Source organism: Pseudoalteromonas sp. T1lg88, from assembly GCF_002964765.1.
In the GTDB taxonomy this organism is placed as follows: Bacteria; Pseudomonadota; Gammaproteobacteria; order Enterobacterales; family Alteromonadaceae; genus Pseudoalteromonas.
The window spans coordinates 119408-141752 of record NZ_PQCF01000001.1 but is presented as its reverse complement, the minus strand read 5'-3'; the positions used below and the strand labels follow the sequence as shown (position 1 = coordinate 141752).

At 46.2% G+C, this 22345-nt stretch carries 18 protein-coding genes and 1 pseudogene; 3 read left to right on the top strand and 16 right to left on the bottom strand.

The genetic code is table 11. The features are described from left to right. Positions 1-187: 187 nt before the first annotated feature. The 11 genes and pseudogenes from C2M34_RS00625 to C2M34_RS00570 form a co-directional block, all read right to left on the bottom strand. Positions 188-478, bottom strand: a complete 291-nt coding sequence (locus C2M34_RS00625; protein WP_105257801.1) for a hypothetical protein — start codon at positions 476-478, stop codon at positions 188-190. 130 nt (positions 479-608) lie between these two features. Then, entirely contained in the window at positions 609-1028 is a 420-nt protein-coding gene (locus C2M34_RS00620) for a hypothetical protein (protein WP_105257800.1), read from the bottom strand. A 548-nt stretch (positions 1029-1576) separates the two neighbouring features. Next, on the bottom strand, positions 1577-1921 hold the full coding sequence (locus tag C2M34_RS00615) for a hypothetical protein (RefSeq protein WP_105257799.1): 345 nt from the start codon (positions 1919-1921) through the stop codon (positions 1577-1579). A gap of 799 nt (positions 1922-2720) precedes the next feature. Continuing rightward, positions 2721-2873, bottom strand: a pseudogene (locus tag C2M34_RS16060) (RHS repeat-associated core domain-containing protein); the annotation flags it as partial. A gap of 269 nt (positions 2874-3142) precedes the next feature. Next, the gene (locus tag C2M34_RS00605; protein WP_105257797.1) at positions 3143-3532 is read right to left on the bottom strand and encodes a hypothetical protein; all 390 of its coding nucleotides are present in this window, start codon (positions 3530-3532) and stop codon (positions 3143-3145) included. Beyond that, positions 3529-4533: an RHS repeat-associated core domain-containing protein gene (locus C2M34_RS00600; RefSeq protein ID WP_105257796.1), complete on the bottom strand. Its 1005-nt coding sequence runs from the start codon at positions 4531-4533 to the stop codon at positions 3529-3531. The genes C2M34_RS00605 and C2M34_RS00600 overlap by 4 nt, the downstream gene beginning before the upstream one ends. 70 nt (positions 4534-4603) lie before the next feature. Next, positions 4604-5443 carry a DUF3037 domain-containing protein gene (locus C2M34_RS00595; RefSeq protein ID WP_105257795.1) on the bottom strand — a complete coding sequence of 280 codons (840 nt, stop codon included), beginning with the start codon at positions 5441-5443 and terminating at the stop codon, positions 4604-4606. Then, positions 5440-6150 carry a HipA family kinase gene (locus C2M34_RS00590; RefSeq protein WP_199878758.1) on the bottom strand — a complete coding sequence of 237 codons (711 nt, stop codon included), beginning with the start codon at positions 6148-6150 and terminating at the stop codon, positions 5440-5442. The genes C2M34_RS00595 and C2M34_RS00590 overlap by 4 nt, the downstream gene beginning before the upstream one ends. 121 nt (positions 6151-6271) lie before the next feature. Beyond that, positions 6272-7219 (bottom strand): tyrosine-type recombinase/integrase, encoded by a 948-nt coding sequence (locus tag C2M34_RS00585; protein WP_105257794.1) that lies wholly within the window; start codon positions 7217-7219, stop codon positions 6272-6274. 428 nt (positions 7220-7647) lie between these two features. Then, positions 7648-8400: an IS21-like element helper ATPase IstB gene (gene istB, locus C2M34_RS00575; protein WP_158681371.1), complete on the bottom strand. Its 753-nt coding sequence runs from the start codon at positions 8398-8400 to the stop codon at positions 7648-7650. Further along, on the bottom strand, positions 8390-9943 hold the full coding sequence (locus C2M34_RS00570; RefSeq protein ID WP_105257791.1) for a Mu transposase domain-containing protein: 1554 nt from the start codon (positions 9941-9943) through the stop codon (positions 8390-8392). The genes istB and C2M34_RS00570 overlap by 11 nt, the downstream gene beginning before the upstream one ends. A gap of 2057 nt (positions 9944-12000) precedes the next feature. Here C2M34_RS00570 and C2M34_RS00565 point away from each other — a divergent pair. Next, entirely contained in the window at positions 12001-12612 is a 612-nt protein-coding gene (locus C2M34_RS00565) for a LysE family translocator (protein ID WP_105199639.1), read from the top strand. A 71-nt stretch (positions 12613-12683) separates the two neighbouring features. Here the strand turns inward: C2M34_RS00565 and C2M34_RS00560 are convergent, their stop codons facing one another. The 5 genes from C2M34_RS00560 to C2M34_RS00540 form a co-directional block, all read right to left on the bottom strand. Further along, positions 12684-13688, bottom strand: coding sequence for a tetratricopeptide repeat protein (locus C2M34_RS00560; RefSeq protein ID WP_199878757.1), 1005 nt, complete (start codon positions 13686-13688; stop codon positions 12684-12686). After that, positions 13654-14343 carry a phage tail protein gene (locus tag C2M34_RS00555; protein ID WP_105257789.1) on the bottom strand — a complete coding sequence of 230 codons (690 nt, stop codon included), beginning with the start codon at positions 14341-14343 and terminating at the stop codon, positions 13654-13656. The genes C2M34_RS00560 and C2M34_RS00555 overlap by 35 nt, the downstream gene beginning before the upstream one ends. 269 nt (positions 14344-14612) lie before the next feature. Then, on the bottom strand, positions 14613-15329 hold the full coding sequence (locus C2M34_RS00550) for an HNH endonuclease family protein (protein WP_105257788.1): 717 nt from the start codon (positions 15327-15329) through the stop codon (positions 14613-14615). 158 nt (positions 15330-15487) lie between these two features. Beyond that, on the bottom strand, positions 15488-19237 hold the full coding sequence (locus C2M34_RS00545; protein ID WP_105199643.1) for a S8 family serine peptidase: 3750 nt from the start codon (positions 19235-19237) through the stop codon (positions 15488-15490). Positions 19238-19487: 250 nt separating this feature from the next. After that, positions 19488-20504 carry an AraC family transcriptional regulator gene (locus C2M34_RS00540; RefSeq protein ID WP_105257787.1) on the bottom strand — a complete coding sequence of 339 codons (1017 nt, stop codon included), beginning with the start codon at positions 20502-20504 and terminating at the stop codon, positions 19488-19490. Positions 20505-20675: 171 nt separating this feature from the next. On the opposite strand from C2M34_RS00540, the gene C2M34_RS00535 reads away from it, so the two are divergent. Next, positions 20676-21743, top strand: coding sequence for a zinc-binding dehydrogenase (locus C2M34_RS00535; protein WP_105199645.1), 1068 nt, complete (start codon positions 20676-20678; stop codon positions 21741-21743). A 78-nt stretch (positions 21744-21821) separates the two neighbouring features. After that, complete coding sequence (locus C2M34_RS00530) at positions 21822-22328, top strand: 2,4'-dihydroxyacetophenone dioxygenase family protein (protein WP_105199646.1); 507 nt, start codon at positions 21822-21824, stop codon at positions 22326-22328. Positions 22329-22345 lie beyond the last annotated feature (17 nt).

Genomic DNA, 22345 nt, shown 5'->3' with positions numbered 1-22345 from the left:
CCTGGGTTCTTTTCTTTTTAGTCATGAGACACCTCTTTTTCTAACTATAGAAGGTGTCTACTTTTTTTGGGTAAGTCCTCTACATAACGCCCGGTTATGGGGCGAGTATTGGCTTGCTAAACTGGTGAGCAACGAACCCGAGCAAGCCTGTACGAGTCCCATCCATAAACCGCTTGTTATGCGTACTTTAATAAAAATCAGGAATATTGTTATCCATGACTTGGTACAGCTTCAGCAAGGCTATTTCACGTTCTTTATCAGGAAGATCTGATAACAAATCAGGCAACTCCTTTAAACCTTGCTGTAAACCTGAGTTCATTTGCGATTTTCGGATTTGTTTATTCTCAAGGTATCGTTCCATTTGCTCAAAGGAGGTTGACCAACTATTGAGAATATTAGTGATCAAGTCACTATCAAGTTCCTCAAATTCCACCATTAACTCTTGGTATACCTTCATCAATTTATCAAATTTAGTCATTGTTAGAATTCGACACCTGATTTCTCTGTACGCATAACGCCGCGTTAAACGGCTTAGTAATGCTTGCTAAAATGTGAAGCGAAGCGGAACCGAGCAAGCATTACGGTGTCCGATTTCTTTAAACGCCTTGTTATATGTCAATTTCAATGAGCTCTTTAATTATCCGGCTATTATCCATATTTTTAATAATTTGAGTATGCCTATCTTTTGAATACTGGGCGTAATTAATTACAGAAAACCCATTCTTTAAGTTAATAGATATACCTTTTGAAGATATATAAAACGATGGAGTATATGAATTTATATCATGACTCCAACCAGCGCTATTACTTGAAAGCCAATTATTTAATATGGCGTGTTCTTTACTATTAGGTGGAAACTCTATCTTGTTTTTTATAACGCCACTTTGGTAAATGAAAAGTGTAATTATTTCATCGTTTTTAAATGTTGCATTGTGGCTAACCGGATAATTGAAAAACAGTACTGCAATTAAACCAGTAATCATTACCACTGAAATAGCTGAATATTTAACAATATTTTGAATTTTCACATATCCCTCGTGGCATATAACAATTTAATATCGAGCGATTGGGTCGTTTTTCTGCCGCAACCTGTCTCGTTTTTGTCCTTAGACCATTGATAGCAAATTTAGGAAGTACTTACCAGCATTGAAGTTACATTACATTGCTCTAAACGTGGATAAGACAAAAACGACCCAATGGGTCGTTTTCTTGACTATGGAAGAAACTCAATGATTATGGATATATAAACAGTAATTTAGGTGGAAGCATGAACGTTAGCTTTTCGTGGAAAATCCGCACGCTCCGGACCACGGTTCTACTTACTTTGGACCGGGGTTCTGCTCAGTTTCGACCACCCGTCTGCGGGGAATGGACCACCTCATTCAGCCTGTAGCCAGATGCAAAAATAAAGCTGTATTTGGCTGCACTGACACAGATTGTACAGCCTGCTGCTAGCAAGTGCGCAGCTCTACTGGGATTAGCTGCGCACTTGATCGCTTTTTGTTCGGCAATAAACAGGAAAAAGCAAGAGGCGACCAAACCAGCACGTGAACTTTAAAAACTTACCACTGAACTCCTAATAAACGAATGAGAAGAAAACCTCTCCGCCCAAGGACTTTGAAAGAGTATATGCTTGTTCAATATGTTTTAGAGCTAATTCATAGCCCCCGTCACATTCGTCTTCATCACTCCATGAAAGGAAGTGGTATTTGCTACCCCAAACTTGATGGCAATACCCAATACTTTTATTAACCCTAACTAGAACATCCCCGCCAAGCACCTCTATACGTTCCGTTTTTAATAGTTCTAAAAACTTTTTAGCACTATCCCTATTTAAAGCGGTTTCTTTTTTTCCTGGAATCAATTGAGATAACGGAAAACCATATTTCTGAAGAAAAATATCAATATTTGATACCGTCACATTAATCCACCTTCCAATTATTAAAGTTAAAAAATCTATGGTCTATCTCACCGTTTTGTTTCTTAATAAACTCAAAGGTTCCTTCTTTACCTTTATACTTTCCTTTCATACGAAGCCACTCATACATTTTACCATCGCCGCCTTTTTCTTTTGACCACCTGCCAAAACGAGTTGCCCAAGGATCTATTTTTTGCGGAAAGCCATGCCCTAGGTCATCAACATTTTTCATCTGACGCATAACCTTCTTACTAAAATATGATCCCTCAAAGAAATATCTAGCCTTATACACTCCATAGCCAATTTTAACTCCTTGAGTAATAGGAACAAAACTCGCTGCCGTGGCATACATCTCTGCTCTGTTGTATAAATCGGCTTGAGTTAACTTTCCTGCTAACAAGGCTTCAGTATCATGCTTACCCACATACAAATTGGAGTAAGTCATTGCTGTTAGCCCCTGATCACCTGAGCCGTTAAGTGCAGCAACATCACCATCAATATCAACCCCATAGTCATCAAGCCTTTGGTTTCTAGCTGCGCTTTGTTGATCAATATACCCACCTGCAACACCGCCTGTTCTTTTTGCAGTTGTCGATGGTGCGCCTATATCCACAGACTGTAAATTACCTAGAGCAGATTTTGCCCCCGCACTCATCGCAGAGCTGACATCAGCACCATTTTTGAAGTTCACATCCTTAACTACTTTTGTGCCAGTTTTGACTGAGCCATCTTTCATGGTGACTTTGACTTCAACTTTAATATCACCGCAGTCTTTTATTCGTGTGCCAGTTGCAGCGGCACAGTAGCCTGTAGGGTCAGTTCCAGAAAGAGGGTTATTCATAATATACGAATAGGGGTTAATCGACTGACTATTAACTGGACTCTGAATAACCGGATCCACACTCATAAACCGCCCGAGGTTATAATCGTACACCCGACCGTTCATATGGTTAAGTTAATTAAATAGCTTTTAAGGCAATGTTATACAAATCTATTTTTAATTTGCGATACCTTGCCAAGTTCTCAATTCGTGGACTTTTTTGAAGCTTGCAGGAAAGTCCTCGTGAGAAATTTCTAACAGAATATTTACTGAACTTTGAAATGACCAGAAAAACGAAAACCAGCTCCCGCTGGCTTTCGTTTGCTTGGCTTAGGTTGCTCCCAAACTAAATCAAGTAAAACGCAGAGTGAGTTGAAATCAAATCAATTACTCTTTCCTGTCACTTAAGGCCAAGTCCTACAACTTAGGGGATTCCCTCCTTCATCAAAACCCCAACTTTTGATAATGTTTGTTTCAGCGTCAACTACATAATATATTAAGCACTTTCCAACCCATTCTTTCTTTTGAACATTGGGTAAAACTTCCTGATCGCTTATATGGTATATGAGGTTTCCGTCTGTGCCCTTTGTAATATGTGTTAATCCTTGACCACCAATCACAAAGTCAGCTCTAACTAACTTTCCTGCATTCTCAAATACAAATGGCTTTGTATATGGCATTTCTTTACCGATCATACTATTTTCAAAATCAATATAATCCGTATGTCCATTTGCACACCCAATTAGAGTACTTGTAATTAAAAATACACTTACTAAAGTAACCCCTTTTATCATTGTCTTCCCCCTGCTAAATATTTTTCTCTTAAATATAAATGAGTCAAAGGCTGAGCGGCTGCTAGTATGGTAATCAAATACGATGGTGGCATAGTAATATACAGAGCAAAATCATTCGTTGGCCAGCTAAATGGTACACTATGTAATCCATCATGGAACTCTGCAAACGAATCAAAGTAAGGTAGTCGCCCTACAGTTTTCATAAAGTTTGACTGGTCGTATTGCCACGATACATCTAACTGACCCGCAGCAATAAGATTTAACTCATTTTGAGTATATTGTTTCCCTACATCACTTTTATCATTTACCCAAATATGGGGCTTACCGCTAGGATTATAGGCTCTACTTATTTCAGCATATCCATATCTTGCTAATGCAGGAATTCCAGCGTACATAAAGCCATCGATAAATTTACCACCATAAAGTTCAGATGTTATTCCACCCGCTGTAGCTGTCAACCCAACTCGACCCATTGTCCATGTATCAGCATAGTAATTATTGATACTCTGAAACATATAAGCACTAGCAAAAGCGTTTTGTCCCGCCATACGAATGTCAGCAATACTAGCACCTTGTGTATAAGCAATATGTGATGATGCCATCGCTGAACCATACGCCCCGCCATAATACGTCGCTATAGCCAACGCTCCAGTTTGGGCCCAACGATGCGTTGCTATGTAATGGTCAACATTTCTTACAAACGATACATTTTTTGATAATGTCCTATGAATTCCAAAATGAACCCTTAAAGCCGCATTCGAAGTCGCTTTGTATTCTTGATAAGCATAGTCATATCGATGGCTCTGTCTTCTCCAACGATTTAACTTTTTAGCCAATTTCTTTAGTCCACTGAAGAAGTAACCTGTCGGATCTATATAACTTAATGGATTATTGAGCACATAACTATAACGGTTGTAGTTTTGTGAATTTAGTGGCGCCTGTATAAACGGATCAGCTTGCAGGAATCGACCCAAGGTTGGATCGTAGATCCGACCGTTCATATGGATCTGTCGGGTAAAAAGACATAAAAAAAAGCAGCTGTTAAGCTGCTTTCATCATTCTTACGTTACATCATGAAAGTCTGAATTCACCATTATCTAAATCTGAAGCAAACTCAAATATCTTGTGCTTTTCTTCAAATAAAGCAATGCGTATGTCCAAGCTTTCCATTTCTTCCTTCACTTCACCAAATGCATTAACCATTTCATCTTTTTTAGATTTAGGCTTTTCAATAGCGAACAGCATATTGTGTGGTTTTATACTATTTGCTTTGATTAACCTCTTTATACGATTAATCCATTGCTCTCCATGTTCAATTAAGCTTAGTGGCTTATCTTGACTGAAAGAAAGAGGTTTAATTGCTTTTGTGACGTGACAATCTTTCGTGACAAATGGCAATTCGACTTGAACATTATAGTCTGCATGCAATTTTTGCTTCGTATAATGAACATTAGAAATATGCTTGCGTAAATCCTGCCGCAAAGCTTTGACCATCTGCTGCTCTCTATATTGCTTAGTAATAAAGTTACGAGCAATATACCTTTCATATAACTCTTGCAGAGCCTCTTGAGGATCTTCATGAAGAAGAGCTCGCATATCGCTAAAACTAACAATGCCCTCGCGTAACCGAGTCACTTCTTCAATAATTTTAACTTGTTTATGACCAGTGAACCCTGAGCTAATTTCCTTAACTCGAATAAGCTCTTGTTCAAAGTTACTCATAGCACAACGATATATATTGCCTTCCAAGTCATCAAAAAAGTGTGTAATTCGAGCGAAAGATTTTGGAGCAAGCTTGTAGCTTACGTAACCTGTCTTAGGTGCAACGAGAAGAATACCTACGTTCGCGAATTCTTGAGTTTCGCTGAACGGCATAAAACGTACAATCGCGTATGTGCATAGTTGTTTCATCTCAGCGCCTCCCAAAAATTTGTTGTTCGAAATTGCTCTAATACTACGATGATTTCTTGCTTAATGCTATCCAAAGAGTAGTTTTCTAGCCACTCGTCAGGGATTGAATCGACAGCCTCCGCCAAATGCTCATAAGCGTTTTCTAGCTGCTCTTCATATTCTGTTTGACCGAATAACTCAAATTGAGTTGCAAACCAAGCTGCACGTCCTACATGAAGTGAAGCATGGTTTTCTAAATTAAAGGAACTGTCGAAAGCCAGGTTATGATCGAGAACAATTAGCTCGTTTGAAACTGGATCAAGAAACAAGTTGGGGTTTCCTCCTAACTCAGTTAGGCACCTATCGTCATTTTTTATCCAAAAGTCAAAAAGGTACAAATCTCTGAGCGTTTTTTGGGAGACAGCCCCCAGTTTTGCATAAGGGATATCCTGAATGTTGGGTACGAACTGAGAGGCAAAACACATCCCGCTACCTAAGTCATCGTATCCATATTCAACTAAAGCATCATCAACATATGCCAGCTTGAAATCAGGTATTGGTAGTCCAAAGGCTCTGCAAAGATGTGCGGCTATCCATTCTTTTACCAAGCCTTTTGATGTTGCTCTGGCTCCTTTAACAATATACTGATTCCCATCATCCGCAGTACATAGAAAAGGAGCTGTTTGTCCTTGCTTCATCTGCCTAGTTATTTCTACGATAGCAATCATCAACGCCCTTGCTGCTCAAGTTGGTGAAAAGTCTTTGTATTATCAACATAATGCACTAACCCCATGGAAGAAAGCAAAGGTTCCATTGAGGAATTTGATTCAATTATTTCAAAACCAACGGTTACTTTAGCTGAGCAGCCGGGTGCGTTTTCCTATACACCTCCTGCAACTTGGCCATGCTGACGTGGACATAGACCTGGGTAGTGGAAAGATCGGCATGCCCCAGGAACTCTTGAACATGCCGGATATCCGCCCCGTTGTCGACCATATGCGTTGCCGCGGCATGACGATACTGATTGCAAGAACCTGTTTTACCCACATCAGCCAGCTTGATGTACTTAGAGACTAATTCCGAGAGCTGATTAGGCCTGAAAGGTTTTCCGTTATTAGCCAAAAATAATGTATCCCCTGATTCCATCGTCGCGAACTTAGGGCGCACATCACAGATATACTGATAGACCCATTGCAATGCTCGTTTCGCCACTGGCACATATCTGTCTTTAAAACCCTTACCTTGGTTGATTCGGAGCTGCTGTTGACCAAAGTCGATATCTGACAACGAGAGACTCCCAAGCTCTGCTCGGCGTATCCCAGCTGCATAATAGACTTCCATAATGGCTCGATCCCTAATTCCACGCAGACCGTAAACTGTGCATTGATCCAAAACTTGCTGTACTTCGTTTTGGCTCAACACCGGTTTTGGTAATCTTCTACCAAGACGAGGGAGTTCAAATTTTTCAAAACCGTTGTCTGGAATAACCTCCTTATTGAACATCCAGCGCAAGAACACCTTTACGACGGTAAGCCTGAATCGACATGTGCCGCGACTCAGGTGCTCGTCGCTGTTGTACTTACGGTGCTCGCTTAAGGACTGCTGATAGCTTTCCAATACATCAACCGTTATATCGAGCAGATTTGTGATGTTGTTCTGCACGCACCACGTTTGAAAATACCCTAAGCACACGACTTTTCCTTGAACCGTATTTTCACTTTGTCCTTTCGTGCGACACAGTTCGATGTAATAAGCGCAGCACGCGTTTATGTCCGAAGGAGTAGGTTTAATTAACATGGCTCAGTACCTCCACAGGCTCAGGAAAAGCAATTTCCTCTGTATATGCACCTCCGCGATACCAGACAAGATGCCTTGGCCTCCCAGGGCCTAAATACTTCGCATACCGCACTCCGTAAGCTGCCACAATAAGGCCATGGGGGTTGTATGCTGGCACCACAATGCAACCTCGAAAGAGTTCGTGGCCCGTCGGTTTGAATAACCCCAAGCGCTGCATACAGCCCCTGAACTGAAGATCATCAGGGTCCAGCTGCTTTCCCAGAGAGCGATCGCACAGTCCGATGTGGTGCAATCGACATATTTTAGAAGTAACTCCCAGCTGGTATAGCCAAGCTTGCCTATGTGTGTCCGATGCTAGGGTTTGCTGGTAATATGCAAACACCTGGCTGAGATACGCATCATCGGTGAGGATTTTCATATCTGTCAGCTCAATCATGACGCTCACCTCTTAGGCTTAACAACTCCCTGATTGATTTCCCTTTCAGTTCAATCTTGTGGCTGTTATGGACAATCCGGTCCAGTACGGAGTCTGCCAGCGTCGCATCCTGGAATGTGTCATGCCAGACCTCGACGGGGTATTGCGAGGTAATGAGCAAAGAGCCTTTCTTATCCCGACTTTCTATCAACTCGAACAGGAGGTGGCGCTCATCCTTGTCCATCAGGGCATTGCCCCAATCGTCAATAATGAGCAGATCCATCTTGTTCAGCTTTTTCATCAAATTGGCAAGCTTGCCTTCGTTTTGCGCTGCGACCAGCTCCAGTAACAGATAGGCCAACCGGTAGAATATGACCGAAAGTTCCTGCGCCATGGCCGCCTGAGCGAGCACACAGGCTATATTCGTTTTACCTAGGCCCGTTGCACCTATGATGAGCAGGTGCCGCCGCTCCCGTATCCAGTCGCCGCTTGCCAGTTGCTTTAACTGGTTCACTTTCAGGCTCGGGTAGAACTCATATTCTATGTCTTCAAGGTACACATCCGGAAAACGCAATTTGGCTTGCTTTTGCAGGCGCACCACCTTTTTGGCCTTATTACGTGCTGCCTGGCTTTCCAGCAGCTCCAGTAAGCGGCTTTCAAAGGGATACTCGTCGTATTCGGAATGCGCCTGCTGAAACGCAATCGCCTCAGGAAAGGCATCCAGGCGTATCTCTTTGCACCTTTTAAACAGCAGTTCATTGTTCATGGTCAGTCCCTCCGTAATAACGAGGACCGCGGATATTGGCATGGTCAACCGGCGGCGTAGACTCAGACTCCGGACCTGAAAACGGCTTGGCCTTGAGTATCAATTCAATGTCATTGGGGGAAGACATCGAATGGGTAATCGCATATAAGCAGGCCTGTTCGAATACCTCGTTGCCGTATTTGCGGCACAGCTTCTGGAGCCGGTGACAATATTTCCCGGCCAGCCGCGAACTTGGGTTCTTCAAACCGGCGTATTGCAGCTCGACAACAGAAACCGCCGACTGGCCGACAGTTCTTGCCCATGCCAGATAGTTGTCCTTGGTTTTGCTAAGCTCAGCCTTGTGCTCCGGCTTCAAGTGTTCATCGACGCGCACCACATTGTCTCGCCCGTCAACCACATTATGAGAAGCACGAACTTGGTTCTGGTGAAGGATATAGAGCTTGCCGCCTTTCACCTTCATTTCAATCCGCTTGTGAGCCAATTCAAACGGAACCGAATACTCGTTGCCCTGATACCTGACCAGGTAGTTTGCCGGAACCTGGATTTCCTTGCGATACAGGGTCGGCTCATAAGGGATAAGAGGTAAAGCTGCCAAGGCCTGCTGCTCATTTGTAAAGAACAGCTCGTTTCTGGAGAGATCTCTTTGCTGGATGGGAAGGTGGTTTAATTTATCCACCTCGGCAATGAGGTAACGGTTTACTTCCTCAATGGAGAAAAACGTCAGGTCCCTTTTCATCGGAACCAACACCCGCTGCGTGACGAATTTCACGCTGCTTTCAACGGCCCCGTTGTCAGGCGGTGTCCCGACACGGGAGGTATCGCACAGGCAGTTGCAATAACTCGCGAGCTCACGAATGTCCTTGTTGAATAATGCGAGTTGTCCGGGTGTAATGACCATTGCCTTGGCATTGTCGAACTGAACCACATCCGGCACGCCGCCGTAGTATTCAAACGCCCGGTACAAGGCCTGGCACCAGCTGACAGAAGTCATATCCCGTGTAGCAAACGCAAAGAGGCGTTTTGAATATCCGAGACAGGCGACAAAGACGTATAACTTGATCTCCTTCCCACCGTAACGGTATTGAAGGGTCAGCCCGGCAAAGTCGATAAAGAGAATTTCACCGGGAACATAGAGGTGCTTCAGCACAATCCGATGAGCTTTCAGTACCTCTCGAACTCGCTTGTAGAACTGGGCCCGCTCATAACCTTTTTTACCGAACATAGCTTTGTACTGTATGTACATCAGCATAATGCTTTTGCGGCTCTTATGCTTCGTAAGGCACTCCTTGATAATGGCCTCGAAGTCGGGCTGAGGTATCATCGAAGGTTTGCTTTTAAGCTTAGGATAAAAGGCAAGCTGTAACCCCTCGTCATTCAATTTTTCAACATCTTCTAGTGACAAACCCGAATCAATAAAACGCTTGTTAATGCAACCCACCGTTTGGTGGGGGCAGCCGGTCATATCCTCGATACGGCGGAAGGAAAGTGTGATCTTAGAACTGAGCAGTCGAACGACTTCTCGTAACATAAATGGAGCAATCATAATGTTGGTCCTTTGTCTGGGTTAAACAAAGGCGCAGCCGCAAACCTTGACAAAGCAAGGTCTGATAATGATGATTAGCTTGTCGGGTGATATATTCGACAAGCTTGTTTATCAAGCGGCTCCGGATGTGGTCTCACCACCACATTCGGGGTTTTTATTTCTGCGCCTGAAAACGTGAATACGCAGTCAATTAGGTCATGGCTTTTTCTCCTCACAGCGAAGATAAAATTTTTAAGGGAAGCAATTTGACAGGCGCAAGAAGGGGGCTAGACTTACTACTAAATCCGTTCCGCCAAGAAAGATTTAGTAGCGAGCCTGAGACTTAGTTCTTGGGCTTTTTACTATCTGCTTCATAGCACTTAGAGCAATCTCATAAGCTTCCCTAATTATTCAATGAAAATTAGAATATCTATCAGTCATAGTGCATGATTAAGAATTGTTCAAGATAGGCTTTTGAGGAGTTGTTCTTTTTTCCTACTCAAGTATACCGCTGCGGTATACTGTTGACCGTGAAACCCTCTAATTCGAAACTAATTTATTGTAATGTGGGCTGTTTAAAATGCCTTTTTAGCACGTGATTGACGTGCTAAAAATTAAAAGTCGTGTATCACGACCCCGAATTGGCTCGAATGACCTATATTGCAATGTTTTTTGCAATATAGGTCATAGCAAAAAGTACAAATAATTTTATCTCCGTATATTCCAAGTAGCGTTATAAAAATAACCCAGTCATAGAACCTCTTTCTATATACATCTAAGCTCACTTTAAGACTGCAATTTTTCAACAGAAACGTGGTCCATTTTGATCAGAACTGCGGCAAGAACCGATCAGAACGCTGGTCCATTTCAATAGAATTTCCATTTCGCTCAAAATCACCCTTAGAGCATTTATGTTAACTCATTGTGGGGCAGAAACGAGTTACGTATGAAGGTCCGCTATTGGCACTAAGCGGCCTAGAGCGATTGATAAGTAGCATGTTTTCTATGCTACATATCCCCTCTGATAATAGCCTTCTCTGGTGTGCATCAAAGGGCCTCAAGAAAAGCTAGGATGATAAAGAATTTTAGTAGTACAAATAGTGGTATAGATTGTTGTTATCGGGTTTATTTTTATTTTATAACAATGGGTTGATAGGCCTGTTCAAGTCCGCCCACTGGTACCACTTTTGATAACCCTAGCCGATTGGCTGGGGTTTTTTTATGCGTGCAATCCCTGCACTTACCCTTCGGGCTAGCCTCAGGGCCGACCTGCGGTCGTTCAAAAATATTCCCGATATTTTTGTATGCGTGCAATCCCTGCACTTACCCTTCGGGCTAGCCTCAGGGCCGACCTGCGGTCGTTCAAAAATATTCCCGATATTTTTGTATGCGTGCAATTCCTGCACTTACCCTTCGGGCTAGCCTTCGGGCCGACCTGCGGTCGTTCAAAAACATTCCCGATATTATTGTATGCCTATAATTTAGGTTGCTCGGACTTGAGCGCCACGCTTGGCGTGGCACTGTTACGGGTTTGGAGTATTCAGCCCTTCCATGGTCTTCACCCAAAGGGCCGCCTAGCGGCGTTGATAAATGCTCCCTGCATTTATGCTCCGCCCACTGGTACCACTTTTACAGACCCTAGCCGAATGGCTGGGGTTTTTTCTTTTCTGGGGTTCGTAAATTACCTTCTGGTCTCCAATTTCAAGCTCATTTTCCTGCAACTGTGACGATTTTTTGCCACAGATTCCTTTTTCGTTTTCTAGTTTATCGCAGGCTATCAGTTCGCCTTTTATATCTTTAACTGGGTCGTTATTGATATTTAGACTACCAAGGTATTAGAGACCTGTGGGTCATCTCTTTGTATAAATACTGGGTGCTCGTGCACAAGTGCAGTCTCTTGATATTGCTGTCGTTTAAGGCGATAAAGCGGAATGTTTTTGCCCAGCTATTGTGTCTATCTCGGCAGGATACTAGCTGCGCTTCGATGTTTTCCTGGTATCCGGCTAGCAATTGATAGCACGGTTGATTTTTAACCTTCCTCACCGACGTTTTATGAGGAACTTAATGAGGATGAGCAGGTGGATTACTTTTTTGCCGTTGTTTTGTTCGCAGTTTCGTCTTCTGTGACGCCTGGGCCCAATAATATTATGGTGATGACATCAGGATTAAATTTTGGTGTGAGGAAGAGCTTGCCCTTAATGGCCGGTATTTGTGTTGGCTTCACCCTGATGCTGTTACTTGTGGGTTTGGGCTTTTCGCAGTTGTTTGAAATGTTTCCTAATCTGCATTTCCTTATTAAATGTATCGGTGTCCTTTACCTATTGTATCTTGCCTATCTCATTGCCCGCTCTGCTGGTGAAGTTAATTCAGGTGCGCAAAGCAAGCCATTTACCTTTATGAAAGGCGCTTTGTTTCAATGGGTAAATGCAAAAGCCTGGGTTGTTGCTACCGGCGCAATCGCGGCTTTTACAACGGTTGGAGAGAGCTTTTTTAGTCAGAATCTAATTATAGCGACAACATTTTTTGTTGTTTCGTTTCCTTGTGTGGGTGTTTGGATGATGTTTGGTTCCTTGTTAAAAAATGTACTGAATAGCCCCAAAAGCAGAGCAGTTTTCAATTACACAATGTCGGGGTTGTTGGTGTTGTCGGTTGTACCTGTGCTTAAGGAAATAGTAGAACAGCTGGCCTAACAGGAGCAGGCTAGCCTTTTAAGTTCTAATACGCTTGTCTAGGGTACTGGCTTGTAACTTATTAGCTGCAGCTACAGCTTATTTTCTGTAATAAACTCTTCAACTTGCGTATCTAGTTTCCCTTTCCACTGCGGCGGTAACTCATTTTCGACTTCCCTGAGCAAACGTTTTGTCGCCTTGGTTGGATTAATCTGATGTGCCGCTTTGGCCCATAGGTAGCTTTTAGCCAAAAGTTCAGAGCTCGATTCATCGCTAGTTTGCAACTTCTTCCAGTACATTTTAGCGGTTGGAGCATAGGCTCTTTCGATGTAACGAGATGAAGCAATTTCCATTAAATAAAGCGCTTTATTGGCGGCGGATTCGTCGCCTTGTTGCTGAGCGATAATTTGCAGATAAAGGGTCGCAAGCTTATAAGCAGCCTCCCCGGAACCGATATTGAGGGCTTGGGTATACCAAAATTCGGCTTGTTCTAAATTGAAGACCTCTGAGTTCGATAGGTAGATGTCTGCCAAGGTCACCTGAGCCTTAACCGCGTTTCGCTCGGCTGCTTGCTGACACCATTGTATTGCTAAAGGCAGGTTTCGTTTTTGCCAGGCTGTACCCAGGTATAAACGACCCAGATCACAGGCGGCTTCATAGACACCACTCTCATAGGCGCGCTTAAACCAATCGCCGGGTTTTTCATTGGCTCCTGCCCCCTGGTTTTGCATCACACAATAGCCGTATTCCTGCTGCGCTACGGGTATGTCATTTTTAGCGGCAAATAAAAATTGCTCGCACGCTTTGCTCAAGTCTTGCTCTACTTCCCCCCAGCCGTGTTTATAGAATAAGGCTGATGTGAAGTACGCCTGTGGTGAGTTTTCCTCTACCAGCTGAGAAAATATCTCAAACGACTGTGTATAGTCCTTGCGCGCGAGAGCTTCATAACCTTTTGTCAGTAAATCATCTGGATTTTCAGCACAGGTGAGAGATGGGTAAGCCAGACTACATACGAGCAAAGCAAGTCGCAACTGGCTCCCATTTGATGTGTTGTGCATTGAGTTAATTTCTCGATGGAAAAATGCCCTGAACCGCAATGACCCAGGTTACGGCGATATAGGGCATGCGATTTTCATGAGCTTGACCGCCGCCTGCGCTCTCGACCTCAGTCGAAGCAGTCAGGTTATTTTGCGCCACCAAACTAAAAGAAATGGAATCCGTGTTCATCATCACATCCGGCGCGTCGGTCGCGTATTTCCCTTCGCCAAGAGTGTTGCCCGCCGGGCTTTTCGCATCAGCTTTGCCACTAAACGCATGAAGGCTTATTACCCCATCAATGTCTATGTCACCAGACACCATAGTATTCGCCGCATGAGAGTGAGAAGGCAATTGCGCTTCAGAAAGGGTGACCGATTCTGCCCCTCCACGAGCGCCTATCTGATAATTGCTCAGACCAGGCCCATTTCCCCAGCCGATGAGGGCGCGGCCTCGGGTGTCGGGCAGGCCAAAGGTTGAACGTCCGTCTCCGCCATAGGTTGTTCCTACAATTGAGAATAGCGCGGTGTATTGTGAGATGGCTAAAAGCTGGCCATGGGCCAAACTGTATCCACGCGGCGCAAAGTTTCCTGCGAATGCACACATACTGCCAAGGAGCTGTGTGCCGTCGCCGGCGCAGGCTGAAGCACTAGAAGCAAACATTAACGCTGGTATTGCACTGGCGGTAACTAGCAGCTTAGTGGTGAATTTTTTCATAATCCGATTCCTTTATTAAAAAGGGTGGGGAAGCAAAATCAACGCATTACTGCTAGCGCTATGAATAAATTAAAAAGTTAAACAGTAACCATGCACTCATTGGTCAATGTTTAACTTTCTCAGTATAGGTTAAGTTTGAAATTGGGACTTTGATTATCTCGATTTTTTCAACAATGGCCGATGGTTTTTCCGTTGCGGCGACATCATGGACGTCGTGATTGAATTTGCAGGTATTACAGAGTCCTAAATTTAGGCTGTGGTTATTCCTACTAGCTACACGCACTGTGCATTTTCGTTAGAGTGCGTTGCTCCTGTGCGGTGTAGCTTAGACGGTACTTGGTCATCACGGCATTAAAGCGCTTTAGATATTCACAGCGATATTCATGCTTGGGTGGCATCCACTCTGTTGGTCCTTTGGCGCCTTTGGAACGATTGAGGCTGTCATCGACGGCCAGCAGGTTATCCAGGTCGTTGGCAAAGCGCGCCTTTTCACTGCGGCTCCAATGAGCACCGCCGTGCTCGCTGGCAAATTTAAGCGGCACTATATGGTCGATATCTAAATCGTCGTCATTGGTAAATAGTTTGCCCGAGTAGGGATCTGCCCAGGCACCGGATGTGACTCGGCACTGTTTTTGATCATTAAAGCTTACTTGAGCTTGGGATTGGGCAATCAGCACCTCGGCGCGGGTGTCCTGGCAGTCGTTATCTTCATCCAGCCAATGAGCCCAGTCATCGCGGTTGTACTCGCCACTGGCCTGGGGGTCGCTATTGTCTTGCGCATAGCCTTTTGGTAAACGACCGCCGGCATCAAGGCAGCTGGATAAATCGGTATAGGCTGTGAAGCTTGTGGTGCGTTGGTAATGAGCCGAGTCCGGAGTATGGCAAATGCCGCTTTTCGACATTTTTACCGTTTTTGCCTGGCAGGCGGGGAGAGTGAATAACAGGATGATCGCAAATAAGGTCGTGGTTACTGCTGTTTGGCTCATATAACTGCTTGTAGAGTCAAAAAATTCTTGCCTGCACAATAAAGTATTTTCAGTGTTAAGTCACCACTCAAAACGGGGTTGAGAGCGCCGCCTTAAAGCAAAAAAAACCACCTTGCTACTAGAGCAAGGTGGTTTGTGGTTGTGAACCAACAAAGGGATTAATCAAGCATGTACACACGCATCATGGTTTGTGACGCCGTGCTGCCAGATGCATCGGTCATTTGCACACGTAGGTGAACGAATTCGCCGGCGGCACCATTGTTTGGCAGGGTTGCAGTCCATTGACCATCAAGCATTGATACCTCGGCCTGTTGCCATGCGCTTTCTGGTAGCAGAGTTGATACAGGGCAGTAGCTGAACGCCGATACACCTTCCGGTAAACAGTGCTCGCCAAAAGCGTATTGCACGCTTACTTCGCTTAGCGAGGCAGTTTCTGCCGAGTCAAGTTTGGCGCCCAAGGCGATATTAAACGCTTCACCCGCAGGCACACTGTTTTCAATATCCACCGGGATATCATAGGTCGGCATCAATACCGCCTGGCGACCCTGGGTCTCACTGTGAGTATTGAAGCTGTATACGCCACGGAAGAATGAGCCTAGGTTATCCTTAACAGGTGAGCGCTCACCTACGCCACGGGCATAGTACTGGGTAGTCAGTTCAACTTCGGCATTGCTGTGTGGTACTTCAAGCATACCGTTGGTTGGGAAAACCGATTGACCGTCTAGCTTGACGCCAACCGCCGAGCTGCCATTGAAACCTGAGGTACCATCGTGACCTGCGCCATCACCAAAGGTGGCGAAGCGGAAGTAAAGCAGGTTGGTCTGACGGGCCACCATTGCCGAGCCGTTGGTTAGTAGGGCACCGGTACGCGGACCTTTAAACCAGCTAGTCTGCTCTTCACCTTCTGTCATTACACGAGGGCCATCAAAGTAACCGCCATTTGAGCCTAAACGGCTGCTTGGCATAACGATATTGGTCCAGGCATTCTTAGTTGTGGCGCTGTAATACTCTTCACGCTCAATTGGTAGCATGATCATTTGCGGGCTACCGGTTGAGTAGAATTCGCCGGTGCTATTGGTCATGGCCATAACATCTGTCCAGGCCGGACGCTCGTCATTCTGTGAATGATATTGAGCGGTGACCTTTCTCATCTTTTGTTCTTGCAACACGATTTGACCAGACTCGATCGCACCATCGGTAATGTGGTTAATCGAATAGGCATAGGGTGTGCGTTCGGCGGCAATACCCGACCAGCTGATGCGGTTGTTACCCGCTTCCACTTCTGCGGCTAATAGCTCACCTTGCTCGGCGCTGATATTAATCACAGGTACGCGCGGGGTACCGCTGATATTACCCTTGTAACGACCATGGCTTCCGCCACGATAGTGAATAACACCAATGGCGCCGGCATTCATGGCGTTACGCACCATGTAAGAGGTCACATAGTATGGGTGAGAGATAAGGGCAATTTTGCCTTCGAGGTCAAATTGACTCCAATCGGTGCTGTAGTCGCCTTCGCCTACGGCAACCACTTCGGCGCTGCCTTCACCGTGGAATGACAAGGCCTCACCCTGGTTTACATAGTCCAATACCACGCCACCTTGGGTGCGTACCTCGGTCTCTGGTGCCACTGCTCGGGTGGTAACAAATGAGCGGAAGCGGCTGTCATGGCCTTGTGACCAGGCGTACATGTTGTTGACGTAATCCGGGGCTAGATCATAAGCGGCCAGCTTGGCGTTTTTACTGTCGTCCAGGGCATAGGTGAAGCCAAATGAGAAGCCTTGAGTCGCTAATGGTTTACTCGCCTTAAAGGTTACTTCTCGGGCATCGCGGGCATCAAACTGAAGCTGGCGATCTGTGGTCAGCTTGGCATCAAGATCCGCCATCATGGTGGCCGACTCAACTAAACCCGCAGTGGTGCTGTCGTTATCATAGGTCATGATATGGGCAACCACAGTGTAGTCACCGCTTGGTACGCTCACACTGGCATGGCCATTGTTAAGCTGTACATAGCGACCCCAGTCGTCTTCTTCGTTGATTAAATAGACCTTAGAAGGTGATGAAGCCGGCATACCACGACGGTCGGTCACATTTAGATCTAGGGTCACTTGTGGTTGGTCAATCCAGAATGAGATAGGCACAATGACCTGCTCATCGTCTGTTCCTACCGTTTTACCAATGATCTTACCCGTAATAGCGCCGTATGCACCGTCGCGCAAGGCAATTTCGGGGTTAACCCACACCGGTAGTTGCGCGGTTTTATTGGCGGCGATGGTGATTTCTTTTTCACCCAGGCCGGCAAAGGTAGCGGGCAACTTGGTGATACCGTCTTCACCGATTAAATCCAGGCTTAGTTTCAGGGTGATTTCTTCTGATGATAGGTTCTCTAGTGTGACCTGTGTCTCTGTATAGCTTGAACCATCGCCATGGCGGAACAGACCTAACTCTTGGTTTGGTGCTGAGATCACCGCCTGGGCAACGGCACGGTTGATATCCATAGGACCCGCGCCTTGCTCAAGCACATGGGCATCGGATTCAACGGCTGAAGAGGTCAGAATTTGTTTTACTTCTTGTGGCGATAAGTCAGGACGAGCCTGCATGACGATGGCCGCACCACCGGCAACGTGAGGAGCCGACATCGAAGTACCAGAAAGGGCTTTATACGCGGTGGCACCGGTACCACCCGAGGCGGCAGCAACAACATCTACACCCTGAGAGGCAATATCAGGTTTTGACGAGTGACCATCCGGCGACGGACCACGTGATGAGAATGACGCTGTGTTGTTTTCACGATCCAGGGCACCTACGGTCAATGCACTTGGCGCACAGCCAGGTACGCCCACGGTTTCACGAGAGAAACTGTTACCGGCGGAAATAACGAATAGGGCTTGGTCGCTAAGAGCTTCAACCATATCCACAAGCGGGCCAGCACAGCTGGTGCCGCTGCCGCCAAGGGACATATTTACAACCTGGGCGCCTTCTTCCACGGCCCAGATCATACCATTAAGGATACCGAACGTTGAGCCGCCACCGGCGTCGCTCAATACTTTACCAACAATCAGATCCGCACCGGGAGATACACCCGCCCACAGACCATTTGACTCGGCACCCGTGCCGGCAATGGTGCTGGCGGTATGGGTGCCGTGACCGTTTAGATCATCAACCTTGGTGAAAGGCCAAATAAAATCACGCTCGGCGATTACCTTGCCAACAAGATCGGCATGGCTGGTGTCATAACCTGTATCGAGTACGGCTACTTTCACGCCGGCACCAGTGTATTGTGCCGCCAGCGGGCCATAGGCGCCGGTTAGTGGCACGGTAGGCGTAAGGGTGGCGCTGCCTTGTGAGGTTTTATGTGCTTGCACCATGGCGTCAAGCCAGACGCCTTTGATACGGCTGTCGCCGCTGAAGCTTTGCCAAACTTGTGCAGCCTTGTCTTTGCTGATGGCAAAGGCGGCGCTGTCGATGATTTCCAGCTCACCGGTCAGTGAGACACCTTCAAAGGTGGTGGGTGTAACGCTGCCCGCAAGGGTGCCGTCTGTGTATTCGACAATCACGGGTAGTTTATCGGTTGAGGCATCATCGTAGCCGGACTGATGTAACTTAGTGATATTAAACAGCTCTAAGTCAACGCCGTGGTTATCAACCAAATTTTGCGACTTGGCGGTTAACACATACTGGCTGTCGCCTCTGCGAAACACGCTGGTTAACTGCTCTTGACCATTTTCATCGTGCAGGCGAATGCCGCCTAGCTGACCATCCGGTTTTACAACGGCGCTGACCTTTTCGCCGGTGATCAGGGTAAATTGCAACTCTGCAGGGGAAAGCTCGGTGGCTGCTTGGGCTGTGCCTCCCATGGCTAGCATCATTAACGTTGCTAGGCGGGATTTATTGAAAAGTCGAGTCATGACTAGTTCCTACTTTGGTAATACACATGGTCAATCGAGCAGCTAGTTTCAGGTGAAAAGTGTTGTCGATAACCTCATCTTGTTGCCAAAAAGTTACCGGTGAGAGGGGTTTTGTTGCAATTCATTTAATGTACGTTTTTGTACACTTTTTGTGTCATTTTGTCCGTTTTCTCTATTTTTTCAATTAAAAACAGAAGATTAATTTTTATTACCTAGCCTTGGTTGTTAGCAGAACCTAGGTGCTCAATGTTTATTTTTTACTATTGTTGATTGTTTGCAAATAATGCGTCGGCGACATACCAAACCAGGTTTTAAAACTGCGGCTAAACGCCGAAAATTCCGAATAACCTAGGTTTAGCGCCAAGTTAGTGAGGTCTGGGCGCTGGCTTGTCAGAACCTGTTGGGCCACATCCTTGCGTACTTGTTCCAACAGGTCTCGGTAGGAGGTGTGTTGTTCACTCAACAGGCGCTCTAACTTTTTCGGATGCAGGTCCAGGCTTTTGGCTATGCTTTCCTTGCTGCAATCGCCTGTGGGCAGCAGCATATTAATGGCATGACGGGTCAGCACCACATAATCGAGATGCTGATTCAGCTGAAAGCTCTGAAATTGATTGTCAACGATTTCGGCTAGCAGGTTGGCCTGCTGCAGTGGCGGCTGGCTTAGAATATCTGCATTGAAAACAATGCTGTCTTTGCGACAACCTCCTTGCACCGGGCAACCGAGTAGCTGCTCCAGGGCTAATGTGGCGGCCAGGGGGAGGTGTTGTTTAAAACCAATATGATGGGGCTGCCAGTCATCGCCAAGTATGTCTCTGAGCACGCTGAGTATCAGGCTCAGGGTTAACAAACAGATTTGTGTGTATTGCTGGTGGTGGTTGATTTGCAAACTAACGGCCAGCTCGCACTGAGCAGCACTTGGTGCACCCAAGGTCAGGTTGACCCCCTGAGCATGGCGTTGGGCATACTTGGCGCCGCATTCCAGAGCTTGCAGCAGAGTTGGCTTTTGCACTATGTAGGCGCCGATTAACCCTAGCGTTGCTAAGCCCTGCTCTTGCCCTAATTGGGCGCCGAAATAGGGGAGCTGCAATTGCGCGGCGGTCATTTCCAGGAGCTCGGCAATTTGCTTGTAGGGGATCATTAGATCCGGATCGGTAAACTGCCTTGGCAGGATGCATACCTGTGACAGCAAGTCCCAAGGGTCACCGCCAAGTTGCTCTACCAACTCGGGGTAGCCGGTGAGAGAGCCGATGCGGGCATAATAGGGCATGGGGTCACCGCGGCAATGAAGTCATTTATATGTCTTATTATGTCATCACCATGTCGCATTTTGTCAAGATATCCTCCTGGATTTGTAACTACTATCTAAAGTCTCCTCTTGCCTATTTCATCCAGCGTAAAAAGAGGGCGAATCAATTTAACGTCAAATGAGGACACTTCTATGAGTAAGATGGCAGCAGTGGCAGTACAAAACGGCCAAATTAGCAACATTGACGTGGATATTCCCGCACCAGGGGTTGGGCAGGTATTAGTTAAAAGTCTGGCCTGCGGTATTTGCGGCTCAGATTTGCACATTGCTCGCCACGGCGAAGAAGTGTTCGAGATTTACAAAAAGATGGGCGCTTTGCCGGAGGATCTGCCAAGCTCCGCGCCGATCATGCTAGGGCATGAGTTTTGTGCTGAAGTGGTGAGTTATGGCCCACAGACATCACCGCGTTTTGCGCCCGGTACCCGAGTAACCTGCGCGCCAATCTTGCTTACGCAGGGTGGTGCCGGTGTCGGGGTGACGCCGGGTATCAATGGCGCCTATTCAGAATATTTTATCGTAGATGCCGAGCTGCTTCTGGAAGTACCAGCGCACTTAAGCTCTTTGGCCGTCACCATTACCGAGCCCTTAGCGGTGGGCGTACATGCGGTTAATCGCGCCGATATCGACCGCGATTGTGTGGCCCTGGTCGCAGGCTGCGGCACCATAGGTTTGGCCACCATTGCGGCGTTGAAACACCTGGGTGTGAAAGAGATAGTTGCATCTGATCTTCAGGCCAGCAAACGTGCCGTTGCCGAGCAATTCGGCGCTTTGCACACCATTGACCCCAGTCAGGACGATGAAGTGAAATTTACCAGTGAACTGGCTCAGGGTCGTCGTGTGGTGATTTTTGAGTGTGTGGGCATTCACCAGCTGATCAACGGTTTTATCGAGCGCGCGCCCGCCAATTCTACCCTGGTCATTACCGGCGTACACACAGCTATGACGCAAGTGAACTTTGGTTATGCCACGGTCAAAGAAATGGACATTAAATTCTCTTATTACTACTCGGTTGAGGAATTTGCCACCGCGTTGCAAATGCTCGCCAGTGGCGATATCGCCTGGGAAAAAATGTGTACGGCAACGGTCGGCATGGACGGCATTGCCGAGGCTTTTAACACCCTGTTAAAGCCCAATGACCACATTAAGGTGATCCTTGAACCCGGTCGCCAAGGTGCATTGACCCCTTTTCACCAAGATTAAAAATTGGGCAGTTCGCTGCCCCTAACTCACAATAACAATAAGCCATTAAGGCACAGCAACAAGCAAGAGGAACACACTATGGCCTTACCAGATATGGTTAATCATCTAGAGCACCTGTTATGTGTGCACACCGAAGAGCAGCAAATCGTTAAGAATGCGCTCCCTGGGGTGCATCTATATCCTTTGGTGTTGGATGTAGAAAACGGGCTTTGGGTATTGCGGGTACAGTTTGAACCCAATGTAACCTTACCCAAGCACTTTCACACCGGCATAGTTCATCTTTATACCATGAGCGGCTGCTGGCACTATCTGGAATACCCGGACGATAAGCAAGTGGCCGGTAGCTACCTGTTTGAACCCGGTGGTTCCATTCATACCTTTCATACTCCGGCGAGTAATGAGGGGGTAACCGACACCTTTATGGTGGTGCAGGGCGCGAATATCAATTTTGATGCCGACGGTAACTACGTCAACATTATGGATGCGGGCTGGATAGAGCAGGCCATGTTGGCGGCGGCTAAAGAGCAGGGCATAGTACCTAGATACATCAAGCCAAAAGCAAGCTATGATTTTTCCGACAAATAAAAAGAATAAAAAGCGAG

Bases quoted from the DNA above. Each gene is read 5' to 3' on its own strand.
- C2M34_RS00545 (WP_105199643.1), bottom strand. From the start codon at position 19,237: ATGACTCGACTTTTCAATAAATCCCGCCTAGCAACGTTAATGATGCTA.
- C2M34_RS00535 (WP_105199645.1), top strand. From the start codon at position 20,676: ATGAGTAAGATGGCAGCAGTGGCAGTACAAAACGGCCAAATTAGCAAC.
- istB (WP_158681371.1), bottom strand. From the start codon at position 8,400: ATGAACAATGAACTGCTGTTTAAAAGGTGCAAAGAGATACGCCTGGAT.
- C2M34_RS00555 (WP_105257789.1), bottom strand. From the start codon at position 14,343: ATGAAAAAATTCACCACTAAGCTGCTAGTTACCGCCAGTGCAATACCA.
- C2M34_RS00530 (WP_105199646.1), top strand. From the start codon at position 21,822: ATGGCCTTACCAGATATGGTTAATCATCTAGAGCACCTGTTATGTGTG.
- C2M34_RS00595 (WP_105257795.1), bottom strand. From the start codon at position 5,443: ATGAAACAACTATGCACATACGCGATTGTACGTTTTATGCCGTTCAGC.
- C2M34_RS00600 (WP_105257796.1), bottom strand. From the start codon at position 4,533: ATGAACGGTCGGATCTACGATCCAACCTTGGGTCGATTCCTGCAAGCT.
- C2M34_RS00550 (WP_105257788.1), bottom strand. From the start codon at position 15,329: ATGAGCCAAACAGCAGTAACCACGACCTTATTTGCGATCATCCTGTTA.
- C2M34_RS00625 (WP_105257801.1), bottom strand. From the start codon at position 478: ATGACTAAATTTGATAAATTGATGAAGGTATACCAAGAGTTAATGGTG.
- C2M34_RS00590 (WP_199878758.1), bottom strand. From the start codon at position 6,150: ATGATTGCTATCGTAGAAATAACTAGGCAGATGAAGCAAGGACAAACA.
- C2M34_RS00605 (WP_105257797.1), bottom strand. From the start codon at position 3,532: ATGATAAAAGGGGTTACTTTAGTAAGTGTATTTTTAATTACAAGTACT.
- C2M34_RS00585 (WP_105257794.1), bottom strand. From the start codon at position 7,219: ATGTTAATTAAACCTACTCCTTCGGACATAAACGCGTGCTGCGCTTAT.
- C2M34_RS00570 (WP_105257791.1), bottom strand. From the start codon at position 9,943: ATGATTGCTCCATTTATGTTACGAGAAGTCGTTCGACTGCTCAGTTCT.
- C2M34_RS00540 (WP_105257787.1), bottom strand. From the start codon at position 20,504: ATGCCCTATTATGCCCGCATCGGCTCTCTCACCGGCTACCCCGAGTTG.